Below are 18,431 nucleotides of genomic sequence, written 5' to 3'. Positions count from 1 at the left end.
CACTCTCGGCTTCTCCCCCCAGGCCTTAAGGCCTGGGGGGAGAAGCCGAGAGTGGGGGAGCGACCAGCCACGGCGGACCCGCAGCCTCAGTGCCGCACCTCCTGCGGAGCTCTCAGCGCTGCTCGACCGGCACGAAGTCGCGCTCCACCACGCCCGTGTAGATCTGGCGCGGACGGCCGATGCGGGAACCCGGCTCCTTGATCATCTCGTGCCACTGGGCGATCCAGCCCGGGAGGCGGCCGAGGGCGAACAGGACCGTGAACATCTCGGTCGGGAAGCCCATCGCGCGGTAGATGAGACCCGTGTAGAAGTCGACGTTCGGGTAGAGGTTGCGCGAGACGAAGTAGTCGTCGGAGAGCGCGTGCTCCTCCAGCTTCAGCGCGATGTCCAGCAGCTCGTCGGACTTACCGAGGGCCGAGAGGACGTCGTGCGCGGCAGCCTTGATGATCTTCGCGCGCGGGTCGAAGGACTTGTACACCCGGTGGCCGAAGCCCATCAGGCGGACGCCGTCCTCCTTGTTCTTCACCTTGCGGATGAAGGAGTCGACATCGCCGCCGTTGGCCTGGATGCCCTCCAGCATCTCCAGCACCGACTGGTTGGCGCCGCCGTGCAGCGGGCCCCAGAGCGCGGAGATGCCGGCCGAGATCGACGCGAACATGTTCGCCTGCGAGGAGCCGACCAGACGGACCGTCGACGTCGAACAGTTCTGCTCGTGGTCGGCGTGCAGGATCAGCAGCTTGTCGAGGGCGGAGACGACGACCGGGTCGAGGTCGTACTCCTGCGCCGGCACCGAGAACGTCATACGGAGGAAGTTCTCGACGTAACCGAGGTCGTTGCGCGGGTAGACGAAGGGGTGACCGATCGACTTCTTGTACGCGTACGCGGCGATCGTCGGAAGCTTGGCGAGCAGCCGGATCGTCGAGAGGTTGCGCTGCTTCTCGTCGAACGGGTTGTGGCTGTCCTGGTAGAAGGTCGACAGTGCGGAGACGACCGACGACAGCATCGCCATCGGGTGGGCATCGCGCGGGAAGCCGCGGTAGAAGTTCTTGACGTCCTCGTGCAGCAGGGTGTGCTGCGTGATCTCGTTCCTGAACACGGCGAGCTCGTCCACGGTCGGAAGCTCACCGTTGATCAGCAGGAACGCCACCTCAAGGAAGGTGGAGCGCTCGGCCAGCTGCTCGATCGGGTAGCCGCGGTACCGGAGGATGCCCTGCTCGCCGTCGAGGTAGGTGACTGCGGATTTATAGGCGGCCGTATTGCCGTAGCCGCTGTCCAACGTCACCAGACCGGTCTGAGCGCGGAGCTTCCCGATGTCGAAGCCCTTGTCGCCGACGGTGCTGTCGATCACCGGGTAGGTGTACTCGCCATCGCCGAACCGCAGTACTACAGCGTTGTTGGTGTGCTCGCTCACGTCATCCCTCACCGACGTAGTGCCTCTTCTTCGAGGTGCCCTGACTGTCTCTACCATCCCCCATTTGGCGCAGGAGAGTGCACTCGGGGTCGACCATTGGGCCTATTGACGGCACTGAGTGCCGCCAACTTACTCATCCTGCCCCCCTTCGCCCTGGTTCCGGAAGTGCTGTGTGACCTTTGTGACTCATTTGATCGATCATTTTTTTCGATCGCTGCGGGCTACGACCTCAGCCGGAAGTCCAGTGCCGTGCAACGCCTCCCCGCCGACACCGTGCGCACCGCCTGGCCTATCGCCTTGCGTGAACCGACCAGCACCACCAGCTTCTTCGCCCGGGTGACGGCCGTATACAAAAGGTTGCGCTGGAGCATCATCCACGCGCCCGTGGTGACCGGGACGACCACCGCCGGGTACTCGCTGCCCTGCGAGCGGTGGATGGTCACGGCGTACGCGTGGGCGAGTTCGTCCAGTTCATCGAAGTCGTACGGCACTTCCTCGTCCTCGTCCGTCAGCACGGTGAGGCGCTGTTCCACCTCGTCGAGCGAGGTGACGACGCCGACCGTGCCGTTGAAGACGCCGTTCTCGCCCTTGTCGTAGTTGTTGCGGATCTGCGTGACCTTGTCTCCGATCCGGAAGACCCGGCCGCCGAACCGCTTCTCGGGGAGGTCCGGGCGCCCCGGTGTGATCGCCTGCTGGAGCAGCCCGTTGAGGTTTCCGGCGCCCGCCGGTCCCCGGTGCATCGGCGCGAGCACCTGGACGTCCCGCCGGGGATCGAGGCCGAACTTGGCCGGAATTCGTCGTGCGGCCACATCCACGGTCAGCCGGCCGGCCTCCTCCGTGTCGTCCTCGACGAAGAGGAAGAAGTCCTTCATGCCGTCGGTGACCGGATGCTGCCCGGAGTTGATCCGGTGCGCGTTCGTCACGACGCCCGACTGCTGGGCCTGCCGGAAGACCTTGGTGAGCCGGACGGCGGGGACCGGGCTGCCGTCGGCCAGCAGGTCCCGCAGGACCTCGCCGGCGCCGACACTGGGGAGTTGGTCCACGTCTCCGACGAACAGAAGGTGCGCGCCCGGCGCGACCGCCTTGGCCAGCTTGTTGGCGAGCAGCAGGTCCAGCATCGAGGCCTCGTCCACGACCACGAGGTCGGCGTCGAGCGGGCGGTCCCTGTCGTAGGCCGCGTCGCCGCCGGGCTTCAGTTCCAGGAGGCGGTGGACGGTGGAGGCCTCGGCGCCGGTGAGTTCGGCGAGGCGCTTGGCGGCGCGGCCGGTCGGGGCGGCCAGGACGACCTTGGCCTTCTTGGCGCGCGCCAGCTCCACGATCGAGCGGACCGTGAAGGACTTGCCGCAGCCCGGTCCGCCGGTGAGGACGGCGACCTTCCGCGTCAGCGCGAGCCGGACGGCCGCCTCCTGCTCGGGGGCCAGGTCGGCCCCCGTACGCCCCTTGAGCCATGCCTGCGCCTTGTCCCAGGCCACGTCGTGGAAGGCGGGCATCCGGTCCTCGCCGGTGCGCAGGAGGCGCAACAGCTGGGCGGAGAGGGATAGTTCGGCGCGGTGGAAGGGGACCAGGTAGACGGCCGTCACGGGTTCCGAGTCGCCGTCGGGGCCGGGGACCTTCTCCCGTACGACTCCCGGGTCCTCGCCCTCCTCCGGGGGCGCCGCGAGTTCGGCGAGGCACTCGATGACGAGGCCCGTGTCGACCTGGAGGAGCTTCACCGCGTCCGCGATCAGCCGTTCCTCGGGGAGGTAGCAGTTGCCCTGGTCGGTGGCTTGCGAAAGGGCGTACTGGAGGCCCGCCTTGACGCGCTCGGGGCTGTCGTGCGGGATGCCGACGGACTGGGCGATCTTGTCGGCGGTGAGGAAGCCGATGCCCCAGACGTCGGAGGCGAGGCGGTAGGGCTGGTTCTTGACGACGGAGATCGAGGCGTCGCCGTACTTCTTGTAGATGCGCACGGCGATGGATGTGGAGACCTCGACGGTCTGGAGGAAGAGCATGACCTCCTTGATCGCCTTCTGTTCGTCCCAGGCGTCGGCGATTTTTTTGGTACGTTTCGGGCCGAGGCCCGGCACCTCAATGAGGCGCTTGGGCTCCTCCTCGATGATCCGGAGGGTGTCCAGGCCGAAGTGCTGGGTGATCCGGTCGGCGAAGATCGGGCCGATGCCCTTGACCAGGCCCGAGCCGAGATAGCGGCGGATGCCCTGGACGGTGGCGGGCAGGACGGTCGTGTAGTTCTCCACCGTGAACTGTTTGCCGTACTGCTGGTGGGAGCCCCAACGCCCCTCCATCCGCAGGGACTCGCCGACCTGGGCGCCGAGCAGCGCGCCCACGACGGTGAGGAGGTCGCCGGCGCCGCGGCCGGTGTCGACCCGGGCGACCGTGTAGCCGTTGTCCTCGTTGGCGTACGTGATCCGCTCCAGGACGCCTTCGAGGACGGCCAGGTGCCGTTCCCCCTGCGCCGCCTGCTTCGGACCGCCCACCTGAATCGACATGATCCGACGCTACCGCCCCGCACTGACAGACCGCCGGGCTCTGTGGACTGACGGCCTGCCGACCTCGCCCAAAGGCGTCACCCCATGGCGGACTTGACGTGGTCCACCACCGTCCGGAAGTCCTCCGTCGGGGAGAACTCCACGAACTCGCAGTCCTCAAGGGCCACCGGCACATGGCCGGGCGCCCAGTAGTACGCCTGTCCCGCCTCGTACGTCTCGTCGCCCTCCTCGGTGTGCATGAGCAGCCGGCCCTTGAGCAGGTAGCCCCAGTGCGGGCACTGGCAGGAGTCGTCGGGCAGGCCCTTGAACGCCGGGCCCATGTCCGTGCCCTGCGGCAGGGTCACGTAGCCGACCGAGAAGCCCCCGCCGATCACCTGCGTACGCAACTCCACGCCATCGCCTTCGAGCGCGGTGGGGACGTCGTTCCGAGTCGTTGCCGTCATGGCTCCTCCGCTCCGGCCCGTGACGGACCTGGTCGGCGAGAGAGAACTGCTCCGTACGTCCAGCCTGGCACCGGCCCGCCAGGGTCCGCGACCGCAGGACGCGGGCGCCGGGGTGCCCGGCGCGGCCGTTCCTCTGGGCGCCACTCATCACGATCCGGTATCGGGAACCGGCCAGGGGCTTGATTTACACGCCTGTAATCGATTCCAATCTGTCTCCAGTCAGTCGTGTAAACGATTCCACGGAGCCACAAGGAGGTGGTCCGGCGATGGCGAGCATCAAGGACGTCGCCGCCGAGGCGGGCGTGTCCGTCGCCACGGTGTCGCGTGTCCTGAACGACCATCCGTCGGTCAGCGACGACGCACGCACGCGCGTACTGTCCGCTGTCGAGGCGCTGGGCTACCGCCCGAACGCCGTCGCCCGATCGCTGCGCACCGACCAGACCCGCACCCTCGGCCTGGTCATCAGCGACGTCATGAACCCGTACTTCACGACCCTGGCCCGCTCGGTCGAGGAGGAGGCCCGCGCCCTCGGCTACAGCGTGATCATCGGCAACGCCGACGAACGCCCCGAACTCCAGGACCACCACGTACGGACGCTCCTCGACCGCCGTATCGACGGTCTCCTCGTCTCCCCCACCGACGGCGGCTCCCCGCTGATGCTGGACGCCGCGCGCGGAGGCACCCCGATGGTCTTCGTGGACCGCTGGATCCCGGGCGTGGACGTGCCGGTCGTCCGGGCGGACGGGCGTCCGGCGGTCCGCGATCTCGTCTCCCACCTGTACGGGCTCGGCCACCGGCGGCTCGCGATCATCGCGGGCCCGGCGGCCACCACCACCGGCAGTGAGCGCGTCGAGGCCTTCAGAGAGGCCCTGGCCGAGTACGGGCTCCCCCTCCCCGACGCCTACATCGGGCAGGGCGACTTCCAGGCCGAGAGCGGGCGCCGGGTGACCGATGCCTTCCTCGACCTGGCCGAGCCTCCCGAGGTCGTGTTCGCGGCCGACAACCTGATGGCTCTGGGCGCGCTGGACGCCGTACGCGCGCGCGGGATGCGCGTTCCGCAGGACATCGCGCTCGCCGCCTTCGACGACATCCCGTGGTTCGTGCACACCGATCCGCCCGTCACGGCCATCGCGCAGCCGACCGGCGAACTGGGGCGGGCCGCCGTCCGGGCGCTGGTCGACGTGATCGACGGCCGCCCTCCGCAGTCCGTGACGCTGGCCGCGCACCTCGTCGTACGGCGGTCGTGCGGTGAGCCGGCCCCGACCTCATCCGAACAGCCCCCCGTGACGAACAGGAGCCAGTCGTGAGCAACACGGACGAGTTGCTGCGCATCGAAGGCATACGTAAGTCCTTCCCCGGCGTGGTCGCGCTCGACGGCGTCGACTTCGAGCTGCGCCGCGGCGAGGTGCACGTACTGCTCGGGGAGAACGGCGCGGGCAAGAGCACCCTCATCAAGATGCTCTCCGGCGCCTACCGCCCCGATGCCGGCCGAGTCCTCGTCGACGGCGAGGAGACACGCATCCACGGGGCGCAGGATTCCGAGCGACTCGGGATCGCCACCATCTACCAGGAGTTCAACCTGGTACCCGATCTGACGGTCGCCGAGAACATCTTCCTGGGGCGGCAGCCGCGCCGCTACGGGATGATCGACCGCAAGCGGATGGAGGCCGGGGCCGCCGTGCTCCTGGAGCGCGTGGGTGTGAACGTGTCTCCACGCGCGCGTGTGCGTGAACTCGGTATCGCGCGGCTCCAGATGGTCGAGATCGCGAAGGCACTGAGCCTGAACGCACGCGTCCTGATCATGGACGAGCCGACCGCGGTCCTCACCTCCGAGGAGGTCGAGAAGCTGTTCGCGATCGTGCGGAAGCTGCGCGAGGACGGCGTGGGGATCGTCTTCATCACCCATCACCTGGAGGAGATCGCCGCGCTGGGAGACCGGGTGACGGTGATCCGGGACGGTAGGAGCGTCGGGCAGGTGCCCGCCGACACCCCCGAGGACGAGCTCGTACGGCTGATGGTCGGGCGGTCGATCGAACAGCAGTACCCGCGGGAGGCCGCCGAGGCGGGCGCCGCTCTCCTCAAGGTGGACGGGCTCACCCGGGACGGTGTCTTCCACAACGTGAGCTTCGAGGTGCGGGCCGGCGAGGTCGTCGGTGTCGCGGGGCTGGTGGGGGCCGGGCGTACGGAGGTCGCGCGCGCGGTGTTCGGTGCCGACCCGTACGACAGGGGGTCCGTGTCGGTCGCGGGCGCCGCGGTGCGCGGGAGCGACGTCGGGGCCGCCATGGAGGCCGGGATCGGGCTCGTGCCCGAGGACCGCAAGGGGCAGGGGCTGGTGCTCGGCGCCTCCGTCGAGGAGAACCTCGGACTGGTCACCCTGCGGGCCGCGACCCGGGGCGGGCTGGTCGACCTCAGGGGGCAGCGGGCCGCCGCCGCGAAGGTCGCCGAGCAGCTGGGCGTACGGATGGCCGGGCTCGGCCAGCATGTGCGCACCCTCTCCGGTGGCAACCAGCAGAAGGTCGTCATCGGCAAGTGGCTGCTCGCGAACACCAGGGTGCTGATCCTCGACGAGCCGACGCGCGGTATCGACGTCGGCGCCAAGGTCGAGATCTACCAGCTGATCAACGAGCTGACGGCCGCCGGTGCCGCCGTACTGATGATCTCCAGCGATCTGCCCGAGGTGCTCGGTATGAGCGACCGGGTGCTGGTGATGGCGCAGGGCCGGATCGCCGGTGAACTCACGGCCGCCGAGGCCACCCAGGACTCCGTGATGGCACTCGCCGTCAGCACACCCACCGCTGTTGGAACCACTGGAACTACCGGAACTACTGGAACTACCGGAACTACTGCTGTGGAGGGCTCCCGTGGCCACTGACACGCTCAAGAGCACGACGGGCGCGAGTGGCGCCACGAGCGGCCTGCGCCGCGTCCTGCTCGACAACGGCGCGCTGACCGCGCTCATCGTCCTCGTCATCGCGATGTCGGCGCTCTCCGGCGACTTCCTGACGACGGACAACCTGCTCAACGTGGGCGTCCAGGCGGCCGTGACCGCCGTCCTCGCCTTCGGCGTCACCTTCGTGATCGTCTCGGCGGGCATCGACCTGTCGGTCGGTTCCGTCGCCGCCCTGTCGGCCACCGTCCTTGCCTGGGCGGCCACTTCGGAGGGCGTGCCGGTCGCGATAGCTGTCGTCCTGGCCGTCGTCACCGGCATCGCGTGTGGCCTGGTCAACGGCTTCCTGATCTCTTACGGCAAACTGCCGCCGTTCATCGCGACGCTCGCCATGCTGTCGGTGGGGCGCGGTCTGTCCCTGGTGATCTCCCAGGGTTCGCCGATCGCGTTCCCCGACTCGGTCTCGCACCTCGGTGACACGCTGGGCGGCTGGCTGCCGGTGCCCGTGCTGGTGATGGTGGCCATGGGGCTCGTCACCGCGTTCATCCTCGGCCGTACGTACCTGGGGCGCTCCATGTACGCGATCGGCGGCAACGAGGAGGCGGCCCGGCTCTCCGGACTGCGGGTGAAGAAGCAGAAGCTGGCGATCTACGCACTGTCCGGGCTGTTCGCCGCCGCCGCGGGCATCGTGCTCGCGTCGCGGCTGTCCTCCGCGCAGCCGCAGGCCGCGCAGGGGTACGAGCTGGACGCCATCGCCGCAGTGGTCATCGGTGGGGCGAGTCTGGCGGGTGGTACCGGCAAGGCGTCCGGGACACTGATCGGCGCGCTGATCCTGGCGGTGCTGAGGAACGGCCTCAACCTCCTTTCCGTGTCCGCGTTCTGGCAGCAGGTCGTCATCGGTGTCGTGATCGCGCTGGCGGTGCTGCTCGACACGGTGCGCAGGAAGAGCGGGGCGACGGTGGCGCCGGCCGGGGCGGCCGGTGGTGGTGACCGGCGCAAGCAGGCACTGACGTACGTGCTGGCCGCTGTGGTCGCGACGGCGATCGTGGGCGCGACGTCCCTGCTGCACAGTGGCTCGTCGTCCGCGACGACACAGAAGATGGGCCTGTCCCTGTCGACGCTGAACAACCCCTTCTTCGTGCAGATCCGGGCCGGTGCCCAGGCGGAGGCCAAGAAGCTGGGCGTGGACCTGACCGTCACGGATGCCCAGAACGACGCCTCCCAGCAGGCCAACCAGCTGGAGAACTTCACCAGTTCGGGCCTCGGGGCGATCATCGTCAACCCGGTGGACTCGGACGCGACGGGACCGGCCGCGCGGGCCGTGAACAAGTCCGGTATCCCGCTCGTCGCGGTCGACCGGTCGGTCAACAACGCCGACACCGCCACGCTCGTCGCCTCCGACAACACCGCCGGCGGCAGACTGGCCGCGAAGGCGCTCGCCGAGAAGCTGGGCGGCCAGGGCACGATCGTCGTCCTCCAGGGCCAGGCGGGTACCTCCGCCAGCCGTGAGCGCGGCGCCGGCTTCACCGAGGGACTGAAGGACTACCCGGGCATCAGGGTGGTCGCCAAGCAGCCCGCCGACTGGGACCGCACCAAGGGCCTCGACGTCATGACCAACCTGCTCCAGGCCAACCCGGACATCAACGGTGTCTTCGCGGAGAACGACGAGATGGCGCTCGGCGCGATCAAGGCGCTGGGCAGCAAGGCCGGCAAGTCGGTCTCGGTGATCGGCTTCGACGGTACGCCCGACGGGCTGAAGGCGGTCGCGGACGGCACGCTGTACGCGTCGGTCGCCCAGCAGCCCAGAGAACTCGGGAAGATCGCGGTGCAGAACGCGCTGCGGGTCGCCGAGGACAAGGACGTCGAGAAGACGGTGATGGTGCCGGTGAAGGTGGTCACGAAGGAGAACGTGGCGGAGTTCGGCGGCTGAGCCACATCTCTCTCCGGGGAGCGCTTCGAGGAACGTTTCGGGGAACGTGAGAAGTGGGCAGGACGGGCGCCTTCTGTCGAGGCTGCCCGGCCTGCCCACCGGCAGACCGGCCGAACAGACCGAGTGACCGACCGACGGCCGGTACAACTGATGGGTATGGGGAGACTGTTCATGTACGACTACGACCTGCTGGTCGTGGGATCGGCCAACGCCGACCTGGTCACAGTGGTCGAGCGGCGGCCCGCGGCCGGTGAGACGGTGCTCGGCTCCGACCTGGTCGTCCACCCTGGCGGCAAGGGCGCCAACCAGGCGGTCGCCGCGGCCCGGTTGGGGGCCCGTACGGCGCTGCTGGCGCGGGTCGGCAACGACGGCCACGGCCGCCTGCTGCTCGACTCGATGCGGGCCGCCGGGGTCGACACGGTGGGCGTCCTGGTCGGCGGGGCGCCGACGGGCGTCGCGCTGATCACGGTGGACCCCTCCGGCGACAACAGCATCGTGGTGTCACCGGGCGCCAACGGGCGGCTGCTGCCCGAGGACATCCGGGCCGCCGGGAGCCTGTTCCAGGACGCGCGGGTGGTGTCGGCGCAGCTGGAGATCCCGCTGGAGTCGGTCGTGGAGGTCGTACGGAACCTGGCTCCCGCGGGCCGGTTCGTTCTCAACCCGTCCCCTCCCCGCCCGTTGCCGCGTGAAGTCCTGGCGGCCTGCGATCCGTTGATCGTGAACGAGCACGAGGCCCGCGTGATCGCCGGTGCGGACGCCGAGTTGGGCGACTCGCCGGAGGACTGGGCGAGGACGCTGCTCGCGCTCGGGCCGCGCTCGGTCGTCATCACGCTGGGCGCGGAGGGCGCACTGGTCGCCGTACGGGCCGGGGAACGGGTGCGGGTGCCGTCGGTGCCGGTGGAGGCCGTGGACACGACGGGGGCGGGCGACGCGTTCACCGCCGCGCTGGCGTGGCGTCTGGGCGCGGGCGAGTCGCTGGCGGAGGCGGCGGCGTACGCGGCCCGGGTGGGCGCGGCGGCGGTGACGCGGGCCGGCGCTCAGGAGTCCTTCCCGACGGCGGAGGAGGTCGAGGCGCTGTGCTCTGCCTTCCCGGGGGCCGCCCCTCGGACCACCGGCCGGAAAGACAGCCCGGGGGAATCGGCCGGCGAGACCGTGCGGGGTGAGTCCCAGTGAGGCGGGGCGGAATCCTGAACCGTCATCTCGCGGGCGCGCTGGCCGAGTTGGGCCACGGTGACGGGGTGCTGGTGTGCGACGCCGGTATGCCGATCCCGGCCGGGCCGCGAGTCGTGGACCTGGCCTTCCGGGCCGGGGTGCCGTCCTTCGCGGAAGTGCTCGACGGGCTGCTGACGGAGCTGGTGGTGGAAGGGGCGACAGCGGCGGCGGAGGTGCGGGAGGCGAATCCGGGGGCTGCGAAGCTGCTGGACGGGCACTTTCCCGATCGCGCCCTCACCCTCGTCCCGCACGAGCGGCTGAAGGAGCTGTCGGCGGGGGCGCGGCTGGTCGTACGGACGGGGGAGGCCCGGCCGTACGCGAACGTCCTGTTACGGTGCGGCGTTTTCTTCTAGCCCCCGGCAGTGGCGTTGGCCGGAGAGCTTCGAGGGGGCCCGGTCCGTCGACCGGGCCCCCTCGGCTTCCCCTCCACATCAGAACCCCGGCGATCCCCCCAGATCCCCCTCCAGAAGCCCTGACGCCATGTACGACCCGCGAGGTGGGGGGGGGAGGGTTGTACCGGGGACCAGGATTTCTTCGGCAACTACGACAACTCCTCGGCGCCCGGCGCCGAGTCGGTCGGCATGGGCCTCGCTCCCCTGCTCTCCGCGACGCGCTTCACGTCCCGCAGGGACTCCGTAAGGCAGTTGGCGAGGTAACGCAATGGCCGCCGGTGGCGCTTCGTTCCGCGAGGAGTTCGGCGGCGTGGCCGAGCAGGTCGCCCGCCATGCCGAGTTGGACGCTCTCGATCTGGTCGGCGGCGTGAGACGTACCCGGTGCCGTCGCCCACGACGTAGCAGGGGTTGCCTTCCGCGCCGGTCCAGGGCAACGGACGCCCGGCCAGAGGGCCCGGACAGCTTCCTGGAGATCGTCACCGCCCGCGCGACGATCGGCCCGGCACGGACCCCCCTGGTGACCTTTTTTGTTCCTGGTGACCTTCCTCGTTCTGCGGCACGACGACCGCGAGCACCAACTCGTCTCGCTGCGGCGGGCGTTGACGGCGAAAACCCAGTTCGGCTACTTCCAGTGGGACTTCAGCACGGGGCGACGACACCGTGACCGTCAACGGACGGTTTCTGGCGGCCGGGGAGCAGTTCGTCGGGCTCGACCACTACAACCCGCCCGGCGGCATCGAGCACTGCCTCAACACCAGGATCACCAGAGGCGGGCTGGAGGTCCGCAACAGGGTGACCGGCAAGGCCGACCGGCTGCACACCGGGCACCGCGCCCCTGCTGGAGATCCCGACCGAAGAGCGCTCCCACGGCATCGAGATCCGCGCCTGGGCGCACCCTCGCCGCGCGGAAAAAGGGAACCGTCCGTATCCGGCGTCCCACCGGATACGGACGGTTCCGCCGATAGGCAGCCGTTACGCCGCGTGCTCCACGAACCGCGCCGCGGTCTCCGCGAGCACCTCGCGCCCGTCCCGGGCCCACAGCGCGTCGTTGAACAGCTCGACCTCGATGGGACCGGTGTATCCGGCGGCTTCGACGTACGCCCTCCACTCGCGCATGTCGATCGCCCCGTCACCGATCTGACCGCGGCCGTTGAGGACACCCTCGGGCAACGGGGTTGTCCAGTCGGCGAGTTGGAAGGTGTGGATACGGCCACCGGCGCCGGCGCGGGCGATCTGCGCGGGCGCGTTGTCGTCCCACCAGATGTGGTAGGTGTCCACCGTGACGCCGACCTGGTGGGCGGGGAAACGCTCCGCGAGGTCGAGGGCCTGGGTGAGCGTGGAGACCACACAGCGGTCGGAGGCGTACATGGGGTGCAGGGGCTCGATCGCCAGCCGGACGCCGTGCGACTCCGCGTACGGGCCCAGCTCGCCCAGCGCGTCGGCGATGCGCTCCCGGGCGCCGTGCAGGTCCTTCGAGCCGGCCGGCAGGCCGCCCGACACCAGGACGAGGGTGTCCGTGCCGAGCGTGGCCGCCTCGTCGATCGCCCGTCGGTTGTCGGCCAGGGCCTCCGCTCGCTCCGCCGGGTCGATGGCCGTGAAGAAGCCGCCCCGGCAGAGGGTGGTGACGGCGAGGCCCGCGTCGCGTAGCAGTTTCGCCGTCGCCCCGACGCCGTACTCCTGGACCGGCGCACGCCAGAGGCCCACGCCGGGGACGCCCAACTCCAGACAGGCGTCGGCCAGTTCGGGCAGTGACAGCTGCTTCACCGTCATCTGGTTGATGCTGAAGCGTGCGAGATCCGCGGTGCTCACTGGGCCACTCCGTAAAGGGACAGCAGGTTCTTCATCCGCTCCTCCGCCAGCTTCGGGTCCGGGAACAGGCCCAGTCCGTCGGCGAGTTGGTAGGCGCGTGCGAAGTGCGGGAGGGAGCGGGCCGACTGGAGGCCGCCGACCATGGTGAAGTGCGACTGGTGGCCGGCCAGCCAGGCCAGGAACACCACGCCCGTCTTGTAGAAGCGGGTGGGCGTCTGGAAGAGATGGCGGGACAACTCGACCGTGGGGTCGAGGAGTTCACGGAAGCCCGCCGTGTTCCCGGTGTCCAGGACATGTACCGCTTCCGCCGCCAGCGGGCCCAGCGGGTCGAAGATGCCGAGGAGGGCGTGACTGAAGCCCTTCTCGTCGCCCGCGATCAGCTCGGGGTAGTTGAAGTCGTCGCCCGTGTAGCAGCGCACGCCCTGCGGGAGCCGGCGACGGATGTCGATCTCGCGCTGGGCGTCGAGCAGCGACACCTTGATGCCGTCGACCTTGTCGGGGTGCGCGGCGATGACGTCGAGGAAGGTGTCGGTGGCCGCGTCGAGGTCGCTCGACCCCCAGTAGCCCTCCAGCGCCGGGTCGAACATCGGGCCGAGCCAGTGCAGGATCACCGGCTCGGCGGACTGGCGCAGCAGATGGCCGTAGATCTCCAGGTAGTCCTCGGGGCCCTTGGCCGCCGCGGCCAGGGCACGGGACGCCATGAGGATCGTCCGGGCGCCCGCCTCCTCGACGAGGGCGAGCTGCTCCTCGTACGCCTTGCGGATGTCCGCCAGGGAGGCGCCGGGGGTGGTGAGCTGGTCGGTGCCGACCCCGCAGGCGATGAGGCCGCCCACCGACCTGGCCTCGGCCGCGGACCGGCGGATCAGTTCCGCCGCGCCCGCCCAGTCAAGGCCCATGCCGCGCTGGGCGGTGTCCATGGCCTCCGCGACGCCGAGGCCGTGGGACCACAGGTGGCGGCGGAAGGCGAGGGTCGCGTCCCAGTCGACGGCGGCCGGGGAGTCCGGGGACACGTCCGCGTACGGGTCGGCGACGACGTGGGCCGCCGAGTAGACCGTACGGGAGGTGAAGGGGGTGCCGGGAGTGTGGGCGCGAGGGGTGGCGCGGGGCTCGTACGCTCGCAACGTGCCCGTGGCGTCCGGGAGTTGGATGGTCACAGCGCGATCTCCGGAACGTCGAGACGGACGCCCTCCGCCGAGGACTTCAGGCCCAGTTCCGCGAGCTGGACACCGCGGGCGCCGGCCAGCAGGTCCCACTGGTAGGGCGCGTCGGCGTAGACGTGCTTGAGGAACAGCTCCCACTGGGCCTTGAAGCCGTTGTCGAACTCGGCGTTGTCCGGGATCTCCTGCCACTGGTCGCGGAAGGAGTAGGTCGCCGGGATGTCCGGGTTCCACACCGGCTTGGGGGTCGAACTGCGGTGCTGGACCCGGCAGTTGCGCAGACCGGCGACGGCGGACCCCTCCGTTCCGTCGACCTGGAACTCGACGAGTTCGTCGCGGTTGACCCGTACGGTCCAGGAGGAGTTGATCTGGGCGATGGCGCCGCCCTCGAGTTCGAAGATGCCGTAGGCGGCGTCGTCGGCCGTGGCGTCGTACGGCTTGTCGTTCTCGTCCCAGCGCTGCGGGATGTGGGTGGCGGTGAGGGCCTGGACGGACTTCACGCGGCCGAACAGCTCGTGGAGCACGTACTCCCAGTGCGGGAACATGTCGACGACGATGCCGCCGCCGTCCTCGGAGCGGTAGTTCCAGCTCGGGCGCTGGGCGCTCTGCCAGTCACCCTCGAAGACCCAGTAGCCGAACTCGCCCCGGATGGAGAGGATGCGGCCGAAGAAGCCACCGTCGATGAGGCGCTTGAGCTTCAGCAGGCCCGGGAGGAACAGCTTGTCCTGGACGACGCCGTGGCGTACACCGGCCGCGTTCGCCAGGCGGGCCAGCTCCAGTGCGCCGTCGAGACCGGTGGCGGTGGGCTTCTCCGTGTAGATGTGCTTGCCCGCCGCGATCGCCTTCTTGATCGACTCCTCGCGGGCGGAGGTGACCTGGGCGTCGAAGTAGATGTCGACGGTCGGGTCGGCGAGGACCTCGTCGACGTCCGTGGAGACGTTCTGCGGGTCGAGGCCGTGCTGCTCGGCGAGCGCCTTCAGGGCGTGCTCGCGGCGGCCGACCAGGATCGGTTCCGGCCACAGCACGGTGCCGTCGCCGAGGTCGAGGCCGCCCTGTTCGCGCAGGGCGAGGATCGAGCGGACCAGATGCTGGCGGTAGCCCATGCGCCCGGTCACGCCGTTCATGGCGATACGCACCGTCTTGCGTGTCACGTCTTTCCCTTCGTAGGTGCCACAGGGGGCGGGGTACGCGGTGTCCGCGCCGCGTACGCCCGACTGAAGAGCGGCCTCCGGCAGCCCTACTGGCAAGCGTTGCAGCAAGCGCTTTCTATCTAGGGAGAAGCTAGCCTCTGTGCAGCGGTCTGGACAAGAGCACAGAGACGCCCGAATCGTTCGAGGGGACGAACGGCAGGGTTCGCAGGTCATAGGGTCTGCATCGGTATGGACGCGAAGACGCAAAATACGACAACTTACAGCAACGCGACAGACAACATGACGCGCGACCGGAGGACGACGAGATGACGGTGACCCTGGCGGACGTGGCGGCCCGCGCGCAGGTCTCGCCCGCGACGGTGTCGCGCGTGCTGAACGGGAACTATCCCGTGGCCGCATCCACCCGCGAGCGGGTGCTGCGCGCCGTGGACGAACTGGACTACGTGCTCAACGGGCCCGCGAGCGCGCTCGCCGCGGCCACGTCCGACCTGGTCGGGATTCTCGTCAACGACATCGCCGACCCCTTCTTCGGGATCATGGCGAGTGCGATCCAGTCGGAGGTCTCGGGCCCGGGCGGGCGCGCGGGCGGGGAACGGCTGGCGGTGGTGTGCAACACGGGCGGCTCCCCGGAGCGTGAGCTGACCTATCTCACGTTGCTGCAGAGGCAGCGCGCGGCGGCGGTCGTGCTGACCGGCGGCGCGGTGGAGAACCCGCCGCACCTCGCGGCCGTCTCGGCGAAGCTGCGGCGGCTCGCGGAGGCGGGGACGAGGGTGGTGCTGTGCGGGCGCCCGCCGGCGCCGGACACGTCGGCGATCGCGCTGACCTTCGACAACCGCGGGGGCGGCCAGGAGCTGACCGAGCACCTGATCGGGCTGGGGCACCGGCGGCTCGGGTACATCGCGGGGCCGGAGGAACGGACGACCACGCGACATCGCCTGGAGGGGCACCGGGCGGCGCTGGCGGTGCACGGCATCGAGGAGGACCCTCGGTGGACCGTGTACGGGCGGTACGACCGCCGGTCGGGGTACGAGGCCACGCTGGAGCTGCTCCGCCGGGACCCGTCACTGACGGCTGTCGTCGCCGCGAACGACTCCGTCGCGATCGGCGCGTGCGCTGCGCTGCGGGAGTCGGGGCGGCGGATTCCGGACGACGTGTCCGTCGCCGGGTTCGACGATCTCCCGTTCAGCGTGGATGCGGTGCCTTCGCTGACGACGGTGCGGTTGCCGCTGTCGGAGGCGGGGGCTCGGGCGGGGCGGATCGCCATGGGGCGCGAGGAGCCGCCGCCGGGGGGGATCGCCACGGTTCGGGGGGAGCTGATGGTCCGGGGGTCTTCGGGGGTGCCTCGGAAGTAGGGGGTGCTGTGCGGGGGTGGGCTTTTCCCGCCCCCGCCCCCGCCCCCGCCGCCGACCCCGCAGCTCCTGCCCTGCCCTTCACATCCCGTTCCGTTCCGTTCCGTTCCCGGGGGCCGCGCCCCCAGACCCCGCCACGGCCCTGCACGGGCCTCGTCCTCACGCGCCGGAGGGGCCGGACAGGCCGGACGGTGAACGGCGGGACCACTCGGGCCCTGATCTGCGAGCGACCGCGAACCCGAGGACAATGGTCTCCGCAGTCGGACATCGCCCACACACCGAAAGGTGGCGATCACCATGGCTGAGCACCCGCACGCAGCCCTCGTACGCAAGGGCTTCGACGCCTTCTCACGCGGTGACATGGACACACTGCGCGAACTGATGGCGGCGGACGCCACCCACCACGTACCCGGGAGTCATCCCCTCTCCGGGGACTTCAAGGGGCAGGACGCGATCATCGACATGTACCGCCGGCTCGGCGAGGAGACCGCCGGGACGATGCGCGTCGCGCTGATGAACGTCCTCGTCGACGGCCGGGGACACGCGGTCGCCGCGCACCGTTTCGTCGCCGAGCGCCAGGGCCGGCGGATGGACGAGCCCGGCGCCATCGTCTTCCGGATCGTCGGAGACAAGATCACCGACCTCGACGAGTGTGTCGAGGACATCGACCGCAGCAACGAGTTCTGGGCCTGAGCCGCGGCCTCCGGACTGTCCGGATCCTCCGGCGGGGTGCCCCAGCGCGGTTCCGGGTGCCCCGCCATTCACATTCCCTCGTCGGCTTGATCCAGGTCGCCGGCGACAGCCGTGCCCGCGGACACGTCATCGCCGAGCGTGTACCCCGGATCGCCGGCGGCACGGACGGGGACACGGACATGGACTCCGCCCCGCCCCAGCAGAGCAGCCGCAGCCCCGAGCGCCTGGCACTGCTGCCGCTCATCGGATGCGGCGGCAGCGTGCCGAGCCGCGCCGCTGCCTCCTCCGCAACACCCGGTCCTACCACCAGCCCACCGAGTCACGGAGTTATTTACCGTCAACTCCCTGGCTCGAACGCGTAGTTACCGAACGGTTCAGTAATTCCCGGCGTGACTCCTCAGTAGGGTTTCGTTCATTGAGTCCGTTCACGCTTGATCTTGACGGCCGAGCCGCGTAGCTGGATGATCAGCGCTGAACCAGAGCCAGATAAGCTCGAAGAAGCCTCCCCCACGGGTCTTGACCAGTCCCAAACGGCTTCTTCGCATCAGAAACGGGGCGCGAGGTCTTCGGACGGGCGCACTAAAAGTGCTGCCCTCTCCCTCGATGCTGCGCTCCTTCCACTGCCGCCCTTCCGCGCGTATACGGGAACCACCTCCAAAGACCCCCCACCTTCTTTTGGAGCCGTACATCACCAGCTTCTCACCCCCACCTCATTCGCGTCCCCACCTTCCTTTTTCGTAACCTCTTTCCCCGTCTTCCGAAATTTTCTCGCGGACGCGAAAGGGGCGCTTACTCCTGCCCGAAAACAGAATTGAATCAGTATTTCAAGAAGTCACCTCCAAAGGGTTCCTGAAGTATTGACTTCGCATTCGGACGGCTCCATATTTGTGGCCACCACCCCCCAACCCCCGAATTTGGATCTCACTGGAGGTCCTTTTTCGCGGACAGTCAGGAGACAAAGTGGCGATCACACGCCCGTTCAACCACAAGGCGGTCCTGGCCGCCCTTGTGATCACAGCCGCGGCGACGACCACGGTCGCACTTCCCGGAACGGCGGAAGCCCAGTCGGGCTCCCGTATCTGCGGGAACTACTGGGAAGCCCGGGCCAACGGAAAGACGGTCGGGATCATGGCCAAGGTCCTTGAGGTGCCCAAGACCGACTTCGGCATCTGCCTCCGCGTCATCGACAAGACGAACAGCATCAACGGCCGGACTCTGCCGGGCTACAACGGCACGGTGACGTGGAACCCGCGTCAGCCCATGCGGTCCTGGACCTGCGAGGATGCCGGCGATCTGTTCAACGACAAGTACGGGAACGATCCCTGCCTCGCCATGAACCGGGTGGACCTCATCGGCCAGGTGGCGAACCGCACGCCCGTCGAGTGGTCGCAGGTGTACTGAGCACGCGCAGAAACGCGTGCTGGAATCGCGTTCTGGTGTGCGGGGCTCTCGCCACAGCGACGGTGGCCACGACCGAGGGCACGGCCAGTGCGGCCACCCAGTGCTTCACC

At 69.4% G+C, this 18,431-nt stretch carries 15 protein-coding genes and 1 pseudogene; 9 read left to right on the top strand and 7 right to left on the bottom strand.

The annotated features are described in order from the left end of the window. Positions 1-112: 112 nt before the first annotated feature. The 3 genes from RB628_RS33675 to RB628_RS33665 form a co-directional block, all read right to left on the bottom strand. Positions 113-1,411 (bottom strand): citrate synthase, encoded by a 1,299-nt coding sequence (locus tag RB628_RS33675; RefSeq protein WP_318324421.1) that lies wholly within the window; start codon positions 1,409-1,411, stop codon positions 113-115. Between the two features lie 221 nt (positions 1,412-1,632). Continuing rightward, a complete protein-coding gene (locus tag RB628_RS33670; RefSeq protein ID WP_318324420.1) occupies positions 1,633-3,897 on the bottom strand; it encodes an ATP-dependent RecD-like DNA helicase in 2,265 nt (754 codons plus the stop codon). Positions 3,898-3,974: 77 nt separating this feature from the next. Continuing rightward, positions 3,975-4,340: a hypothetical protein gene (locus RB628_RS33665; protein WP_318324419.1), complete on the bottom strand. Its 366-nt coding sequence runs from the start codon at positions 4,338-4,340 to the stop codon at positions 3,975-3,977. A gap of 266 nt (positions 4,341-4,606) precedes the next feature. Between RB628_RS33665 and RB628_RS33660 the strand changes: the two genes are divergently transcribed. From RB628_RS33660 to rbsD, 5 genes are all read left to right on the top strand, one after another. Further along, positions 4,607-5,647 (top strand): LacI family DNA-binding transcriptional regulator, encoded by a 1,041-nt coding sequence (locus RB628_RS33660; protein WP_318324418.1) that lies wholly within the window; start codon positions 4,607-4,609, stop codon positions 5,645-5,647. Beyond that, entirely contained in the window at positions 5,644-7,212 is a 1,569-nt protein-coding gene (locus RB628_RS33655) for a sugar ABC transporter ATP-binding protein (protein ID WP_318324417.1), read from the top strand. Before RB628_RS33660 ends, RB628_RS33655 begins: the two co-directional genes overlap by 4 nt. Further along, positions 7,202-9,157, top strand: coding sequence for a substrate-binding domain-containing protein (locus RB628_RS33650; protein WP_318324416.1), 1,956 nt, complete (start codon positions 7,202-7,204; stop codon positions 9,155-9,157). Before RB628_RS33655 ends, RB628_RS33650 begins: the two co-directional genes overlap by 11 nt. A gap of 171 nt (positions 9,158-9,328) precedes the next feature. Continuing rightward, positions 9,329-10,330: a ribokinase gene (locus RB628_RS33645; protein ID WP_318324422.1), complete on the top strand. Its 1,002-nt coding sequence runs from the start codon at positions 9,329-9,331 to the stop codon at positions 10,328-10,330. Next, positions 10,327-10,722 (top strand): D-ribose pyranase, encoded by a 396-nt coding sequence (gene rbsD / locus RB628_RS33640; protein ID WP_318324415.1) that lies wholly within the window; start codon positions 10,327-10,329, stop codon positions 10,720-10,722. The genes RB628_RS33645 and rbsD overlap by 4 nt, the downstream gene beginning before the upstream one ends. Before the next feature lie 188 nt (positions 10,723-10,910). Here the strand turns inward: rbsD and RB628_RS33635 are convergent. The 4 genes and pseudogenes from RB628_RS33635 to RB628_RS33620 all read right to left on the bottom strand — a co-directional run bounded on the left by RB628_RS33635 (position 10,911) and on the right by RB628_RS33620 (position 14,878). Continuing rightward, positions 10,911-11,210, bottom strand: a pseudogene (locus RB628_RS33635) (hypothetical protein). Between the two features lie 523 nt (positions 11,211-11,733). Further along, the gene (locus tag RB628_RS33630) at positions 11,734-12,531 is read right to left on the bottom strand and encodes a sugar phosphate isomerase/epimerase family protein (protein ID WP_412180766.1); all 798 of its coding nucleotides are present in this window, start codon (positions 12,529-12,531) and stop codon (positions 11,734-11,736) included. A gap of 35 nt (positions 12,532-12,566) precedes the next feature. Next, positions 12,567-13,724 carry a dihydrodipicolinate synthase family protein gene (locus RB628_RS33625; RefSeq protein ID WP_318324413.1) on the bottom strand — a complete coding sequence of 386 codons (1,158 nt, stop codon included), beginning with the start codon at positions 13,722-13,724 and terminating at the stop codon, positions 12,567-12,569. Beyond that, the gene (locus RB628_RS33620; RefSeq protein ID WP_318324412.1) at positions 13,721-14,878 is read right to left on the bottom strand and encodes a Gfo/Idh/MocA family oxidoreductase; all 1,158 of its coding nucleotides are present in this window, start codon (positions 14,876-14,878) and stop codon (positions 13,721-13,723) included. Before RB628_RS33620 ends, RB628_RS33625 begins: the two co-directional genes overlap by 4 nt. A gap of 305 nt (positions 14,879-15,183) precedes the next feature. Between RB628_RS33620 and RB628_RS33615 the strand changes: the two genes are divergently transcribed. From RB628_RS33615 to RB628_RS33600, 4 genes are all read left to right on the top strand, one after another. Continuing rightward, complete coding sequence (locus tag RB628_RS33615; RefSeq protein WP_318324411.1) at positions 15,184-16,230, top strand: LacI family DNA-binding transcriptional regulator; 1,047 nt, start codon at positions 15,184-15,186, stop codon at positions 16,228-16,230. A 294-nt stretch (positions 16,231-16,524) separates the two neighbouring features. Beyond that, positions 16,525-16,920, top strand: a complete 396-nt coding sequence (locus RB628_RS33610; protein WP_318324410.1) for a nuclear transport factor 2 family protein — start codon at positions 16,525-16,527, stop codon at positions 16,918-16,920. Between the two features lie 86 nt (positions 16,921-17,006). Beyond that, the gene (locus tag RB628_RS33605) at positions 17,007-17,282 is read left to right on the top strand and encodes a hypothetical protein (protein ID WP_318324409.1); all 276 of its coding nucleotides are present in this window, start codon (positions 17,007-17,009) and stop codon (positions 17,280-17,282) included. Positions 17,283-17,880: 598 nt separating this feature from the next. After that, complete coding sequence (locus RB628_RS33600) at positions 17,881-18,321, top strand: hypothetical protein (protein ID WP_318324408.1); 441 nt, start codon at positions 17,881-17,883, stop codon at positions 18,319-18,321. The last annotated feature ends 110 nt before the right edge of the window (positions 18,322-18,431 follow it).

Source organism: Streptomyces sp. ADMS, assembly GCF_033441795.1.
Taxonomy (GTDB): domain Bacteria; phylum Actinomycetota; class Actinomycetes; order Streptomycetales; family Streptomycetaceae; genus Streptomyces.
This window is presented reverse-complemented; position numbering and strand designations above follow the sequence as displayed.

Excerpts from the sequence above, each read along its gene's own strand:
- RB628_RS33630 (WP_412180766.1), bottom strand. The coding sequence starts at position 12,531 with ATGACGGTGAAGCAGCTGTCACTGCCCGAACTGGCCGACGCCTGTCTG.
- RB628_RS33645 (WP_318324422.1), top strand. The coding sequence starts at position 9,329 with ATGTACGACTACGACCTGCTGGTCGTGGGATCGGCCAACGCCGACCTG.
- RB628_RS33665 (WP_318324419.1), bottom strand. The coding sequence starts at position 4,340 with ATGACGGCAACGACTCGGAACGACGTCCCCACCGCGCTCGAAGGCGAT.
- RB628_RS33660 (WP_318324418.1), top strand. The coding sequence starts at position 4,607 with ATGGCGAGCATCAAGGACGTCGCCGCCGAGGCGGGCGTGTCCGTCGCC.
- RB628_RS33615 (WP_318324411.1), top strand. The coding sequence starts at position 15,184 with ATGACGGTGACCCTGGCGGACGTGGCGGCCCGCGCGCAGGTCTCGCCC.
- RB628_RS33670 (WP_318324420.1), bottom strand. The coding sequence starts at position 3,897 with ATGTCGATTCAGGTGGGCGGTCCGAAGCAGGCGGCGCAGGGGGAACGG.
- RB628_RS33610 (WP_318324410.1), top strand. The coding sequence starts at position 16,525 with ATGGCTGAGCACCCGCACGCAGCCCTCGTACGCAAGGGCTTCGACGCC.